This is a genomic window from Amphritea japonica ATCC BAA-1530 (genome assembly GCF_016592435.1).
GTDB classification, from domain to species: Bacteria; Pseudomonadota; Gammaproteobacteria; order Pseudomonadales; family Balneatricaceae; genus Amphritea; species Amphritea japonica.
In genome coordinates this window covers 2,397,736-2,412,761 of the sequence record NZ_AP014545.1, presented here as the reverse complement: position 1 = coordinate 2,412,761, position 15,026 = coordinate 2,397,736, and the positions used below count along the sequence as shown (strand labels likewise).

8 protein-coding genes are annotated in these 15,026 nt (G+C 46.9%); 2 read left to right on the top strand and 6 right to left on the bottom strand.

Annotated features, from left to right (window positions below):
- Nucleotides 1-3: 3 nt before the first annotated feature.
- The 4 genes from AMJAP_RS11270 to AMJAP_RS11255 form a co-directional block, all read right to left on the bottom strand.
- Nucleotides 4-4,611 carry a cytochrome c3 family protein gene (locus AMJAP_RS11270; protein WP_020722873.1) on the bottom strand — a complete coding sequence of 1,536 codons (4,608 nt, stop codon included), beginning with the start codon at nucleotides 4,609-4,611 and terminating at the stop codon, nucleotides 4-6.
- A gap of 23 nt (nucleotides 4,612-4,634) precedes the next feature.
- On the bottom strand, nucleotides 4,635-6,221 hold the full coding sequence (locus AMJAP_RS11265; protein WP_019620462.1) for a hypothetical protein: 1,587 nt from the start codon (nucleotides 6,219-6,221) through the stop codon (nucleotides 4,635-4,637).
- Nucleotides 6,222-6,639: 418 nt separating this feature from the next.
- Nucleotides 6,640-7,542, bottom strand: coding sequence for a hypothetical protein (locus AMJAP_RS11260; protein ID WP_019620463.1), 903 nt, complete (start codon nucleotides 7,540-7,542; stop codon nucleotides 6,640-6,642).
- Between the two features lie 41 nt (nucleotides 7,543-7,583).
- Complete coding sequence (locus AMJAP_RS11255) at nucleotides 7,584-8,414, bottom strand: tetratricopeptide repeat protein (protein ID WP_019620464.1); 831 nt, start codon at nucleotides 8,412-8,414, stop codon at nucleotides 7,584-7,586.
- A gap of 291 nt (nucleotides 8,415-8,705) precedes the next feature.
- On the opposite strand from AMJAP_RS11255, the gene AMJAP_RS11250 reads away from it, so the two are divergent.
- Together AMJAP_RS11250 and AMJAP_RS11245 are read left to right on the top strand one after the other, a co-directional pair.
- Nucleotides 8,706-10,031, top strand: a complete 1,326-nt coding sequence (locus AMJAP_RS11250) for an NAD(P)-binding domain-containing protein (RefSeq protein WP_019620465.1) — start codon at nucleotides 8,706-8,708, stop codon at nucleotides 10,029-10,031.
- Nucleotides 10,018-12,057, top strand: a complete 2,040-nt coding sequence (locus AMJAP_RS11245; RefSeq protein WP_019620466.1) for an ankyrin repeat domain-containing protein — start codon at nucleotides 10,018-10,020, stop codon at nucleotides 12,055-12,057. Before AMJAP_RS11250 ends, AMJAP_RS11245 begins: the two co-directional genes overlap by 14 nt.
- An 11-nt stretch (nucleotides 12,058-12,068) precedes the next feature.
- Here the strand turns inward: AMJAP_RS11245 and AMJAP_RS11240 are convergent, their stop codons facing one another.
- Both AMJAP_RS11240 and AMJAP_RS11235 read right to left on the bottom strand, forming a co-directional pair.
- Entirely contained in the window at nucleotides 12,069-13,013 is a 945-nt protein-coding gene (locus tag AMJAP_RS11240) for a general secretion pathway protein GspB (protein WP_019620467.1), read from the bottom strand.
- Entirely contained in the window at nucleotides 13,013-14,983 is a 1,971-nt protein-coding gene (locus tag AMJAP_RS11235) for an AAA family ATPase (RefSeq protein WP_019620468.1), read from the bottom strand. The genes AMJAP_RS11240 and AMJAP_RS11235 overlap by 1 nt, the downstream gene beginning before the upstream one ends.
- Between the last annotated feature and the right edge of the window lie 43 nt (nucleotides 14,984-15,026).

Sequence of the window (15,026 nt, the reverse complement as noted above, 5' to 3'; positions counted from 1 at the left end):
GAGTTATCTATCCCAGTCTCTATCTGTCACTCGGTGAAAACTGCTTTTCTCGTGGCAGCTGCCAGCACAATCACGTACAGAGGAAAGCGTATCTTTTTCATGTTTATTTTGTCTGAAATCGCTGGCGTGACAGCCCGCACAATCCGGTGCATAAGTGGGTGTTGGCCAGGACAAGGCTTGATTATTATTGGTATGACAATCAATACAGCTCAGGTTAACTCCGTGGTCACCAGGGTAGGAGCCTGAGCTGTGGTTGAATGAAATACCCGCAAAGTTGGTTGTGTTATGACACTCATCACACTGTAGAGAGGTGACAAAATGATTTCCCGGTTTTCCGGTTGCGGTGTTGCCATTGTGACAGCTGCTGCAAGTGCCCGGTGATACATTGTCATGATTAAATGATGCGCCTAACCAGGTATTGGTGTTATGACAGTCATCACAAGTGTTGCTGCTTTGGATATGATTAGCTGATTTACCCATCGCAATTGAACCATTATGACAACTGCTGCAGACGCCATTTACCTCTGAATGATCAACCCGTATTGCAGGTGCCCAGCCTACAGGCGAGTGGCAAGCATCGCAGTTATTAGAACTGTTTATATGAGCTGGATTTTTACCTGTTGCCGTTGTTCCGTTATGGCAGGTAATACAGGTCGCTGTAACACCGCTGTGATCGAATATCGCATCAGTCCAGTTGTTGGTGTTATGACAGTCGTCACAGGTATTGCCGCTCTGGATATGATTGTTCGATTTACCCATCGCAATTGAGCCGTTATGGCAGTTGTTACAGGTGCCGTTCACTTCCGTATGATCTACCCGGGTAGCAGGAGTCCAGCCGAACGTGGCATGACAGGCTTCGCAGGTGTTCGTAGTATTGATATGGTTGCCGTTTTTACCCGTTGCAGTACTGCCATTATGGCAGCTCGAGCAGCTACCGGTGACACTACTATGATCAAATGTTGCACCTGTAAAGCTGTTGGTGTTGTGGCAGTCGTCGCAGGTATTACCGCTTTGAATATGGTTGGCAGATTTACCTAACGCAATAGTGCCGTTATGACAGCTGTTACAAGTACCGTTGACCTCAGCATGATCTACCCGGGTTTCCGGCGACCAGGTCGTCGGTGTATGGCAGGACTCACAGCTATTAGTGGTGTTGATGTGAGAGCTGTTTTTACCAGTGGCCGTCGTGCCGTTGTGACAGCTTGAGCAACTACCGGTGACATTGCTGTGATCAAACACCGCGCCGGTGAAACTGTTGGTATTGTGGCAGTCGTCACAAGTATTACCGCTTTGAATATGGTTGGCAGATTTACCTAACGCAATAGTACCGTTATGGCAGCTGTTACAAGTGCCGTTGACCTCTGCATGGTCTACCCGGGTTTCCGGCGACCAGGTAGTCGGTGTGTGGCAGGCCTCACAGTTGTTAGTGGTGTTGATGTGAGAGCTGTTTTTACCAGTGGCCGTCGTGCCGTTGTGACAACTAGAACAGCTATCTGTGACATTACTGTGATCAAAAACTGCATCGGTAAAGGTGTTGGTGTTATGACAGTCCTCACAGGCATTACCGCTTTGAATATGATTGGCAGATTTACCTATCGCAATAGTGCCGTTATGACAGGTGCTGCAACTGCCGTTGACCTCAGCATGGTCAACCCGGGTTTCCGGCGACCAGGCAGAAGGTGTGTGGCAGGCTTCACAATTGTTAGTGGTGTTGATATGGCTGGAGTTCTTACCTAACGCTGTTGTGCCGTTATGACAACTGGTACAGGTGCCATTGACCTCAGCATGGTCAACCTGTGTTACTGGAGACCAGGTTGTAGGGGTATGACAAGCCTCACAGTTGTTAGTGGTGTTAATGTGAGCAGAGTTCTTGCCGGTGGCGGTGGTGCCGTTGTGGCAGTTTGAACAGCTACCAGTGACATTGCTGTGATCAAATACCGCGTCTGCAAAGCTAATGGTGTTATGACAGTCTTCACAAACATTACCGCTCTGGATATGATTCGCGGATTTACCTACCGCAATGGTGCCGTTGTGGCAGGTGCTGCAGCTGCCGTTGACCTCTGCATGATCAACACGGGTTTCAGGAGACCAGCTGGCTGATGAGTGACAGGCTTCACAGTTGTTGGTGGTATTTATGTGAGTTGTATTTTTCCCGGTTGCCGTGGTGCCGTTATGACAACTGGTACAGCTGCCATTTACCTCACTATGATCAACACGTGTCTCAGGAGACCAGCTGGTTGATGTGTGACAGGACTCACAGGTATTACTGGTATTGATATGATTTGTGTTTTTACCTGTCGCAGTGGTGCCGTTATGGCAACTGCTGCAGCTGCCGAGTACTTCAGCATGGTCAACCTGGGTTTCAGGTGACCAGGTAGTGTTTGCATGACAACTTTCACAACTGTTAGTTGTGTTGATATGACCGCTGTTCTTACCAGTGGCTGTGCTACCGTTGTGACAGGTAGCACAGTTTGCTGTCGTGCCTGCATGATCAAATATTGCTTCAGCCCAGCCAAGTTGTGGATTATGGCAATCCTCACAGGTATTAGCACTAGGAATATGGTTAGCGGACTTGCCTGTTGCTATCGAGCCATTATGGCAGCTTGAACAGGTCCCTAATACTTCATTATGATCGACCCGGGTTTCCGGAGACCATGTGGATGGAGTATGACAGGCTTCACAGTTATTGGTGGTATTAATATGACTGGAATTCTTACCAGTCGCTGTGGTGCCGTTATGACAATTACTACAGCTGCCGATTACCTCCCCGTGGTCAACCTGAGTGGCAGGTGTCCAGTTGGAGTTAATGTGGCAGCTTTCGCAACTGTTAGTGGTATTTATATGTCCAGAGTTTTTACCAGTGGCAGTACTGCCATTATGGCAGCTGGCACAGTTGTCGGTAATTCCAGGATGATCAAAAGTTGCTTCGGCCCAGCCAAGCTCAGGCCTATGGCAATCCTCACAGGTATTAGCACTGGGAATATGGTTTGCAGATTTCCCTTCGGCAATTGAGCCGTTATGACAGCTTTCACAAGTGCCTAGCACTTCATTGTGATCAACCCGTGTCTCCGGCGACCATGTGGATGAGGTATGACAAGCATCGCAGGTATTGGTCGTGTTGATATGGCTGGAATTTTTTCCAGTGGCTGTGGTGCCATTGTGGCAGGTGGAGCAACTACCGTTAACTTCTGTATGGTCAACCTGAGTAACCGGAGTCCAGTTGGTTGGTGTATGGCAGCTCTCACAGCTATTAGTAGTGTTAATGTGCGCAGAGTTTTTGCCAGTAGCAATGGTGCCGTTATGGCAACTGGCACAGTTGGTTGTACCGGGGGCGTGAGTAAATGTTGCATCAGCCCAGCCACGTTTAGGATCGTGGCAGTCTACGCAGGAGTTGCTACTGGGAAGATGGTTAGCAGACTTTCCGGTAGCTGTGGTGCCGTTGTGACAGCTTTCACAACTACCCACGACTTCGTCATGGTTAACCTGATTAACGGGCGACCAGGTTGTTGAAGTGTGGCAGGCTTCACAGTTGTTCGTTGTATTGATATGACCCGCGTTTTTACCAGTAGCCGTCGTGCCGTTGTGGCAACTTGCGCAGTTGGTTGCACCGTTATGATCAAAGGTTGCATCGCTCCAGCTTCCTGACGTGCTATGGCAGTCTTCGCAGCTATTGCTGCTGGGGATATGATTGGCTGATTTACCGGTCGCAGATGAGCCGTTGTGACAGCTTGCGCAGCTTCCGCCAGTTTCTTCAGGCGGGTGATTAAAGGTTGTAATTTTCCATGAGTTGATGGCGTGACAATTAGAGCAGGTATTGCTACTAGGTACATGATTAGAGGGTTTTCCCTCGACACTGAAGCTACCGTTATGACAGCTGCTACAGTTACTGGCGCTGTCTGGGTGGTTCCAGAGGCTGAGATCACTAAAGTTAGTGGGGCGATGACAATCCTCACAGATATTATTGGCAGGAATATGATTGCTGCCCTTACCTGTAGCTTTAACGCCATTATGGCAGCTGGAACAGTTGTTTTCGATACCGGTATGGTCAAATGACGAAGTCTGCCAACCACTGGTCGAGTGGCAGTTTTCACAGCTATCACTTGAAGGAGGGTGGTCACTCGGTTTACCAAAAGCGACTTGATTGTTGTGACAGGATAAGCAGCTACCGGCTACTTCATCGTGATCAACTTTCGGCACATCATTCCAGCTACCCGGGCTGTGGCAGCTGTCGCAGCTATTGCTACTATTGATATGGTCGTTGGCTTTAACGGACGCTGGAATAATGCTGGAGGAGGAATGGCAGGCAGTACAAGTGGTCGGTGTGCCTTTAAATACTCCTTTGACATGACAGCTGGAGCAATCAAGATTAGCGTGCTGACCATCGAGCATAAAGCCGGTGCTGAGATGGTCGAATACCGCTTTCGGACTATTGTTGTCCACACCCTGATTGTTGGTATCTAGTTGTTCCAGCTGTTCGAGTTGATCCGGATCGGACATCGCCTGAGCAGATGATGGCAGCACCAGACTGATTACTAATAGCATCAGCATTATAATAACGGGCCGCAAGATACCGGCGGCGAATGGAACGGATTGCGTTCTTGTTAATGACATACTGATCACCTATATCCCCTGGACTACTGACTCAGGTTGCTTGTGTCGTCAAACGATTCGGTCGTGTGGCATCGTTCACAAAAACGTCCGAAACCGCCAAAATGAATATCGTCACTACGATGGCAGCTGAAACAATCTGAAGCCTGGTCTATGTCGTCCTGGTCGTTTACAGGCTTCAAGTGGCAGGCCTCACAGGTTTGCTCCTGGTGCTTGCCAGTAAGTTTGAAATCGGTCTGGGTGTCATGGTCAAACTGCCAGATACCCCAGTCATTTGGGGTGTGGCACTGCTCACAGCGTCCACCCAGTGTTTCTTTATGTACGTCATCATCTTTGTGACAGCTAGTGCATGCCAGAGCGGTATCTTTAAAGGTTTGTTCCAGATGGCACTCTTCACAACTGGTAACGGCATGCTGCCCAATTAACGGAAAATGGGTCAGGTCATGATCAAAGCGAATGACACCAGAAAAAGATTTTTCGTCGTGACATCGATTGCAGCTGTCACCCTGTTGACCTTTATGTACATCATCACCTTTATGGCAACTGATACAGTCGCTCGGTAATTCATCCTCAAGGCTGCCTTTATGACAGCTATGACACTCTAATGGCTCATGGCTACCCTTAAGTTTGAAATCGGTATCCTTATCATGATCGAAACTACTCTTTTGCCATCTGTTCTCAGTATGGCACTCATTGCACTCATTGCCGTTCTTACCTTGATGAGAGTCATCGCTGCGGTGACAATCGATACAGCTTTCACCGGGTGATTCGTCAAAAAGAGGGTCTACATGGCAGCTATTACAACTAGTCTTTTTGTGTGACCCTTTCAGATCGAATTCTGTATCTTTGTTGTGGTCAAACTTTGATTCATCCCAGTCTTTTTCTGAGTGACATTTTTCACATTCGTTGCCGAAGTGGCCTCCATGTGCATCGTTAAGAAGATGGCAGGAAGCGCACTCTGTCGGTATATCCTCATATTGCTCGTCTGCATGACAGCTACTGCAGTTCACTTCTGCATGCTTATCCAGAAGCGGAAAATCGGTGTCGTCGTGATCGAATTTAGTTTCTTGCCAGCCTGTTTCTTTATGGCAGTCATCACATTGCTCGCCTAATTCGCCTTCATGCTTGTCATCGTCTTTGTGGCAGTCGATACACTGATTGGGTGCTTCGCGAAAGTTTTGCGAAGGCTCGTGGCAATTAGCGCATGCGGCTGTCTGGTGTTTGCCTTCGAGTGGATAGTCGGTCAGGTCATGGTTAAATGTGGAGTGTGTTAGCTGCACAATATCCGCATCTCGTCCCATGTGGTCGGAATGACATGTTTTACACTCAATGTTCTTGCTATTTTCCATGAGGCCGTGAAAGCCAGTGCCCTCATCAATATCTTTAGCGATATTCTCATGGTCGTGGCAAGCCAGACATCTGTTTCTTTGCTTACTCTGGTCAAAAGATTCATGACAGTTGTCGCATTCGAGTTCGAACTGTTCATGCCCATTAATTAATTTCCCAGGCATGAATATGGTTTCGAAAACATTTGCCTCTCCGGGCGCACTGAAGCTTAGCAGTACCAGAAGAGCAAAAGACTTCAGAGTTAAAAGACGATCAGACAGCTTCACTTAACCTCCGGTATGGTTTGCCCGTAAACCCAGATGAACGATGTAAGAGGGTTTCGGATAAGAAAACGAAGGAATAGCTATGGCCACTCCCCCGAACAGGCCTTACTTTTTCAGGGCTGAATAAATTAAGAAATGAAAATCTAAATAGGGAGTTAAGCTGCCTCTCCCTTATAACAATTCAGGCCTAACCTCTTTTATATAGCAAAAATTGAGCCTGATAATTAAAATGTCTATTTATCAAAGGGTTATCATAAAATAGCTGAGCTTCATTCATAGAATGGTAGTGAGGGGGGAGGAGGTGTTGTCTCGTAGTTCGTACAGCTATTAAGCGTTGTAGAGCTGTTTCTATACAAAACAACAGCTTAGAGTGTCTCTTTATGCAGACTCTCAATAATGAGAAAGAATTCTCATATGAAATTTAATACATATGAACTGCAGTAACATGAATGATACCGGTGATCAGTAGCATGCTAAAGAAAACGACGTGGATCTTATGCCAGTTATGAAAGAGCTTTTCATAGAAGGTGTATACTGCCATTTTTCTAATAGCGCTCAGTAGAATTCCTATAAGTATTCGGCTCTCTTTGTAATGTTGCTTCTCTTGCCGTTTATCCCAGTTACTCAGCCGAGCCTGAGTGGCCATGATTGGGCGCAAACGATGGCACAAAATGAAATAGGTAGTCCAGGTACTTACACCAATAAACACTTTGCGAGGAATGAAGCTAAGCAGGCCTCCAGTCGGTTTCAATACGTAGTCTTCAAACGACTTAATTTTGTGTTCTATAGCCGGTGCTAATCCGCCGTGGTGTCCAAGCCGCTTTCGGGCTTCTTTACTGATATCGACCAGCTCTTCAATCTTGGCATGAGCACCGAAAAGTCCGTAGTGAACCTGGGCGTATATATAACGCCCTGCAATACCGCTAGCGACTACGAAAAGCATCGAATAGAGAGCAACATTACTGTTGGTTGCACCGAGTGAAAAGTTGCAATGAAAGGCAATCATCACCGGTGCTACAACGCCCATAAACATATGTAAATTAAACCAAATTTTTATGGCACCAGCACTTCGCATGAATTTAAACTTCTTCCGAAGCGGGTAGATAAAAATAAGAATGAAAATCACACCTGCTACCAATCCTAGCCAGTAGCCAACGCCCCATTCTGCAGTGATTAAATACTCCTCTTTTTGCTGCCACCCCCAAATCAGTAGCAGGGTAAGTACTACCGAAAAAAACGGTGCTGCAAATTGCTCCAAAGGAGATAGATGGAGCTTTTCAATATCTGCTTTTCGCTGTTTATCAGCCACAATAGTATCGCTCATTAGTGGATAGGCTCAGTAGTAACTATAGATTGATTATAGGGTTATTGGCGGACCTGATTAATTTCAATAGTAACCTTATCATCACTGGCAGGGTCGACTATCTGGCTAAACCCTTCAAGGTCACCTTTAGATGCTGTAGCACTGTCATTGAAAGAGATTCGGGCGCCAATTATTACCGCATTAGATGAGGATAGTTTTCGATCGGGAATGACGGCATTTGAATCACTGAGGGTGAAGTTTAGCGGTAGTGTAGCGGGTGTTTTACGTATTGCGGCTAACGGCATTGGAGGGCCTTTGTCGGCTCGCGCGAAAATAAAAAGCGTGGCGTTTTTACCAGCCAGCTGTTCAGCGAGAAGCGGTGTTATTTTGATTTCTCCGCTGACTGATATCTGTTGAGTATCGGGGCCATCTTTCAGAGCCTGATCTATCATTACGGCGGTCAGGTTACGGGATGTTTTGGGCTCTGGAAAAACCCGTTTAGGTGGGGCCTTCTGTGTCACAGACATACCGCTGCGAACTTCTTTAAGACGGGCAGGAGTCAGCCCCAAAGCAGTTGCTTTAGCGTAAGCCTGATCAGCAGCCGACTGGTCTTTCATATATTGATAAGTGCGCCCCAATAGGACCCAGCCTTCCATATCATCAGGCTCATTTTGAAGTCTGTCTTTTAGTTTTTGAGCCATTTGGTCAAGCGGGCCGGCCTGGAGCTGGTTGTTATCAGCGGCCTCTGCTGCCATTAAGGATGTGTTGGATGACTGAGTCGTACTGGCTAAATATTCACCAGATTGAGTAGAGTTGCCGCCTTGCAATAGAAAGGCCGCAGTTACAAGGCCTGTAGCTAAAGCTACCGCAGTAAACAGGGTATTTCTCGTCATTCTGCATGAGACTCCGTATATTGGTTTCACAAGTTAATGCATAACCTATACCGGAATTTTTATTTTCAATTTAAACAAAAGCTTATCTATTGTTTTGTCGGTGGTGTTCTCATTTTTGCGAAGTGAGAGTTTCGTTAGCATCTTTAGACTGTACTTGGTTGGAGACAGTTGTTGGCATACGAATAATTCTTTAACGTATTAACTACGAAATCGGGTTTTCTTTTTAAAGGAGAATGAGTGAGAAAACTGGTTAACACCGATGTTTCAGAAGTTTTTGAATAGGTATTGCATATGAACGTACAGGCTGAATTTTATCAGTATTTGATTATAGCTACGCCATTACTGGCGATCTGGATACTGTATAACTGGTATAAAACAACTCAAACTCGGGGAAATCTTGCGATTAAATCCGAAGCGGTTGTCGCCGGCCTGACTGAGCCTGCCTCTCTTCATCCCATTATCAATAGCAATATCTGTCTGGGTTGTGGCTCCTGCGTCAATGCTTGCCCGGAAGCTAAACATCAGGTATTGGGTTTAATCGATAATAAAGCAGAGCTGCTCAATCCGGCAGACTGTATCGGTCATGGTGCCTGTAAAACAGCTTGTCCCGCTGATGCAATACAGTTGGTGTTTGGTACCGAGCGGCGCGGGTTAGATATTCCCAATGTTAAACCTGATTTTCAGACCAATATTCCCGGAATTTATATTGCGGGTGAGCTTGGTGGTATGGGGCTGATTAAAAATGCCACTGAGCAGGGTCGCAGAGCGATGGATGAAATCGCTAAAGTACCGGAAATGGGCTCAGGTGGTGATCTGTTGGACGTGCTTGTTGTTGGAGCTGGTCCCGCAGGCATAACGGCGACACTCGGCGCTATGGAGAAGAACCTGAAGGTTATGACTATCGAACAGGAATCTCTGGGAGGCACGGTCGCTCAGTTTCCCCGGGGTAAGTTGGTCATGACTGCACCAGCGAAGCTACCTATTGTCGGAGAGTTTCAATTTAAGGAAACGACCAAGGAAAAGTTGATAGAGTTTTGGTCTGAAGTTGAACGCAAGACGGGATTGAAGGTCAATTACAAAGAACGGGTTGACCATATAGACCACCTACCTGAAGGTGGTTTTGAAGTCACCACTAATAAGTCTGTCTACCGTACCCGTGCTGTTTTACTGGCTATCGGTCGAAGAGGAACTCCACGCAAATTAGGTGTGCCCGGCGAAGATCAACATAAGGTTGTGTACCGATTAGTCGATCCTGCTCAATATCAGGGGAAGCATGTGTTAATTGTTGGCGGCGGAGATAGTGCGCTGGAAGCAGCCACCAGTATTGCTGATGAGCCCGGTACTACAGTCACGTTGTCATATCGCAGTGGGGCGTTTGGACGGGCTAAAGAAAAGAATCGTCGCAAGGTAGATGCTGCAGTTGAGAGTGGACGACTGAATCTAATGCTCAGTTCTACAATCAGTGAAGTATTGGAATCTGAAGTAGTGCTGAATCAGAATAATGAGCATTACAGGATACCAAATGACGGCGTTATCGTGTGTGCCGGTGGTATCTTACCAACAGGTTTTTTGAAGCAGATAGGTATTGAGGTAGAAACGAAATATGGTACTGCCTGATTGGGCTTATTATTCGCGGTGGAAAACCATCGTTTTTTACATACTCACAATCAGTTTGTTGAGTTCTGGATTCTCTTTCTCGCCGGCGCAGGGTGCGAATCATGAGTTGGGCGAGGTAAGAGCAGCCATTAGGGTTAAGGACTATACCGGGGCTCAGGTTTTATTGAAGCCCATGGCTGATGCAGGGAGTGCTGAAGCACAGTACCTTCTTTCCACTATGTATCGTAATGGCCAAGGTGTTAAGAAAAGTCATGAGAATGCTGTTTTCTGGCTGGAAAAGGCCGCTGCGCAGAATCACCTTAAAGCGACGTATAATCTTGCCATTATGTATCAGAAAGCCTGGGGAGTTGAGCAGGATCTTGGTCGTGCAAATGAGTTGATGCAGGCTGCTGCTGATGCAGGCCATCCGTTAGCGCTAAGACAGCTGAATAAAGATTCTTCAGAGACTCGCCAGAAAAAACAGCTAAAGGAATATCGTTCGGTTGATAAAGAGGAAACGCTTCGCTGGTTGGCTCAGAAGGGGAGTAACCTCGAATTAAAACAGCTATTAGAACAAAACCCCGATGTAAATAGTCGTGACCTTAATCAGCGAACAGCGCTGCATGAGGCGGCAGAAGCGGGGCATGAAGAAACGATCAACCTGTTGCTTCAGGCAGGTGCACAGGTTGGTATGAAGGATAAATTTGCTATTACTCCGGTGATGGCGGCAGCGCAGCAAGGGCATGCTGCTGTGGTCAAACTTCTTTTGAAAGCTGGAGCGAATAAAGGTGACGAAGATGCTAATGGTAATACTTTGTTGCACTTTGCTGCCGGTAGCGGACATCTGAAAACAGTTGAGCTACTGGGTTCCGTCGGTGTTGGCTTAAATAGCCTGAATCGTAGTGAATATAGTGCGCTTGATATGGCCGTTAATCGCGGACATAAAAAAGTGGTTAGCTGGTTGAGCGCAAAGGGCGCGAAACGTAACAATATGGCTCCACCGGAACGAGATGCTTCGCTGGTCGCTCTGGAGTCACTGAGTTCTGTTGATCAGGTTGTTACGGATGATAGTAACCCCTATAAGGGCTGGTCTGTTCTGATGCTTTCAAGTTGGCGGGGGCAGGATAAGGTTGTAGCCAAATTATTGCGTGAAAAGCCTGATCTTAATCAGGTTGATAAGGAAGGCCACACCTCACTAAGTCGAGCGGTGTGGCAGGGGCATTTTGAGGTAGCTAAGCTGTTGGTTGATGCAGGCGCGGATGTGAATCATCAGTTGTCTGATGGTCATAGTGTGCTGATGCTTGCCGCAGATAAAGGTTTTGAACAAATAACAGCTCTGCTGATTAAGCATAGCGCTGATCAGCGTCCACTACTTGAAAGTGGTGACGGGGCACTGATGCTTGCAGTGAAGGGGGGCCATGATGAGGTCGTCCGGCAACTACTGGATAGTGGCTCCGGCGCACTGTTGAAGAAAGAGCAAGCTAACGTACTGCTTGAAGCAGCGGCAGCCAATCTGCCAAAGTTGATTGATCTGCTGGTAAGTTATGGTGTGTCTCCTGATACGCAGGATAAACAATCACGCTCTGCGCTTTGGCATGCTGCGGATGCTGGTGCTATTAAGGCATTGAAGGCGCTGCAGGATAAAGGTGCTAATCTGAATCTTGCTGATGTGAATGGTATCTCTCCGCTGATTCGGTCAATTACACGTAAGCGGATTGAAACACTTAAATGGCTGATCGCTGCAGGTGTGGATATTAATCAGCCGGATAATAAAGGTAATACTCCGCTGATGGTCGCAGCTGCTGCGGGTAATCGGAATAGCATGATTCTGTTGGCTGCTGAAAATGCAGCGGTCGATAGCCGTAACAATTTTACTCAAACAGCGTTGATGATGGCTGTTAATGCCGGCCATATTGAAGTGGTCCAATGGTTACTTGAAAGCGGAGCTAAGCCTCGCAGGAAAAATCAGTTGGGCCAGGATAGCTTCCGTCTTGCTGAAGCTACAGGAAATAAGCCAATGCTAGACCTGCTAAATAATTATCGCTGAATTCACTACCTTTATCGTTTTAGTCTGAATCTTTCACCACGGAAACTAAGTATCAGATAATCGGGCCTGATCTCTTCGAGCGTCAGGTCGTTATCGAGTTGTTGTCCCTGCCGGGCCATGATTCCATTGACTCTCGCCATACGTTGCTCAGGAATGTCAGCGAAGATATGTACTGAAATATTTAATTCTGGAATATCCTGTTGCAGCGCTGGTTCCAGTTCTTGATACAGCGGGACCTGTGCATGGATTTCGTCCGAGTTGTGTGAGCGCTGAAACGGTTGCTCTGCTGTCTGTTGTGGTAATGAACGTATGCTGCTTGTTGCTGCTGTCATAGTCACATCAGGGTAATTTCTATTTGACGTAGATTGCTCTTGCCTTAAAGGTGTAAGTTGCTCTATGAGAGCCTGATTCAAAAGACTCCGATTGAGCTTTTCGAGGTTTGGGATAGCCAGTTGTTGCAATGGTTTTGGTTGAGGCTTTGTTGGCGTAGGGGCTATTGCCGGCAGAGGCTTTGTTCTACCCGGTAATGGCGCAAAAGGATCGCGATGATAGCGCGATACTGAAGTAACGGGCTTTACTGTTGCAATGGAGGAAATTGGGAGCGAATCGTTGCTTTTATTGTTATGGGTAAGTTTTGGGTGCACCGGTTTTGATTCTGCAGAACTTAACTTCGCCGGCTGTTGAGCCAGCCCTTCAGCTAACTCTTCAGTAACAGGTTCTGGCGGTAAACCTTCTTTGCCCGGTTTCGGATTTGTTACTGTTGTTATTGAAGTATCAGTCTCGGGCCAGAGTAATAAGAAAATGTTGGCTGTCAGCAGTGCAGGTATTATCCATAACCATTTATGTCGCACAGCTTTTGGTTTTTCTATTTCTTCAGTCGGCTGGCTGAGATCATAAGCCGGTTGACTGGTTCGTTCCTGATCTGATTTCTTTAGGGCATCAAGTATGTATGACATTACGGCTCCCGGGAACTGAGTAACATGGGAACCTCTGCATCTATCAGGGTGTTAAGGCGGATTAGGGTTTCTGGGCCGACAACACCGTCCTGCAATAAGTTCTGACTGCGTTGAAATGCTTTTATATAGAGCACCAGTTGATCGTCAAAATAGTTATTCATCTCACTTATAAATAGTGGTGATAATCTCGCTAGTTGCTGTTTTAACCAGAGAATATGAGGGCCGGAGCTTCCCGGTTTAGTCAGTTGGTAGTAACCGGCAGGGGGATCCCATAGCAAGGTGTAATTCAATAGAGAGCTGTCATTGAGTTGCTCCAAAGGTGTTTGCCAATGCTGAATTCCATTTGAGAATTTTGCGATTCCCTGTTCAATCCGCACCAGTGCGACACTTGAAAGTCCTCCTTCACTGTTAAGTGTACGTACAATAGCTGGGCGGTTATTGCGGTTTAGCTGAGCCCAGTTACCCTGCTGGTGGAAACATCGAAGTCCACGGCTAAGCGCAAATTTACAGGGTTCAGTATTTTGAGGCATATCCTGTTGCCAGATTTTAAAGAGGGTGGAATAGGCTTGCGTCTCCGAATCCAAGTTAGTGATGGGGCTCTGTTCTTCCTGCTGAATCATAGAGGGCTTGACGGTAGCAGCTGTAACAGCTTCGGGAGATGTGATTATAACCGTTTGAGTTTCCAGGATTGAATCGGGTGTATTAGTGCTAAGGGCAACTTGTGGTGACTGGGAAGCATTATCCGAGTCGGTATCAGATGGTTTTTTTGCTATCAGGAGTGGCTCCGAAGAGGTGGGGCGAACTAATTCTGGTTGCGTCGGAATTAACTGTGTTGTTTCTGGTGGTTTTTCGTTGTTCTCAGGGCTTTCTATCGCTACGCCTGGGGTTGCGGCCAGCTCAGCTGTAGAAGCGCTTACAATACGACTTACCGGGGCTGTTTCCTTTCTGCTGTCCTCTGTTTTAGTCGGAGTAGAGGGCTGACTCTTTGTCGATGATGTCAGTGAAGCCTGGGATTGTTCAGCAGAATTCGTTAGCCAGTTGTTCGCCACTGGGTAAAATCGGTAGATAATCAGGGCTATAAAAATAACCCCCAATATGGCTGTCATCTGCTTAAAAAAGGAGATCGGTTGTCGTAATGGTTTACGGTCTTCGCCAAATACTTCTGCGGCGGCCTGATAAAGGATTTCTGAATTTATCGAGGGCTCTCCACGAGCATAGGCTCCAAGTAGTGCCCGATCACAGATAATATTGATTAACCGAGGAACACCACCACTCAGGTGATGTATTTGAGAGTGTAATTCTTTAGGGATAGGTGGAGGGCTGTGAGCAATCTGTTTATATCCGGCAATGGCCATCCGGTGACCAATATAGAGCTGGGTTTCAGGGAGCTTGAGCGGCGACAGGTGGAATCGGGCGGTGATTCTCTGGGCTAGCTGTTTTAGCTCAGGGCGCTCAACTAGCTTACGTAGTTCGGGCTGACCGAACATGACTATCTGCAACAGTTTCTTCTCGTTGGTTTCCAGGTTTGTCAGAAGCCGCATCTGCTCTAACACACCAGGGCTCAGGTTTTGAGCTTCATCGATAATCAAAACCGTATTCCTGCCTGCCGCATGGCTTTTTAGAAGATGGTGGTTGATCGCATCCGAGAGTGATTTAATACTGATATTTTGTTTGTCATAGACGATATGAAGTTCGTCACAGATACTGGCTAATAGCTCTTCAGAGTTGAGTGTTGAATTAAGTATGAAAGCAACATCAGTGTCTTCGGTGGTGTGATTTAGCATACAACGACACAGAGTTGTTTTACCGGTACCAATGTCACCGGTTAGCATCACAAACCCTCCATTGCTCTGTATACCATAGAGTAGGTGAGCTAACGCATCTCTATGCTGGGGACTCATATAGAGATAGTTCGGATCGGGTGCGATCGCGAATGGCGAAGATGTCAGTCCAAAATAGTGGTTATACATATGCCTCACCCTGGCTCTGCCGATCTTAGTAAAGATATGGCAT

Coding starts and splice junctions, on each gene's coding strand:
- AMJAP_RS11270 (WP_020722873.1), bottom strand. CDS start 4,611: ATGTCATTAACAAGAACGCAATCCGTTCCATTCGCCGCCGGTATCTTG.
- AMJAP_RS11260 (WP_019620463.1), bottom strand. CDS start 7,542: ATGAGCGATACTATTGTGGCTGATAAACAGCGAAAAGCAGATATTGAA.
- AMJAP_RS11255 (WP_019620464.1), bottom strand. CDS start 8,414: ATGACGAGAAATACCCTGTTTACTGCGGTAGCTTTAGCTACAGGCCTT.
- AMJAP_RS11250 (WP_019620465.1), top strand. CDS start 8,706: ATGAACGTACAGGCTGAATTTTATCAGTATTTGATTATAGCTACGCCA.
- AMJAP_RS11245 (WP_019620466.1), top strand. CDS start 10,018: ATGGTACTGCCTGATTGGGCTTATTATTCGCGGTGGAAAACCATCGTT.
- AMJAP_RS11240 (WP_019620467.1), bottom strand. CDS start 13,013: ATGTCATACATACTTGATGCCCTAAAGAAATCAGATCAGGAACGAACC.
- AMJAP_RS11235 (WP_019620468.1), bottom strand. CDS start 14,983: ATGTATAACCACTATTTTGGACTGACATCTTCGCCATTCGCGATCGCA.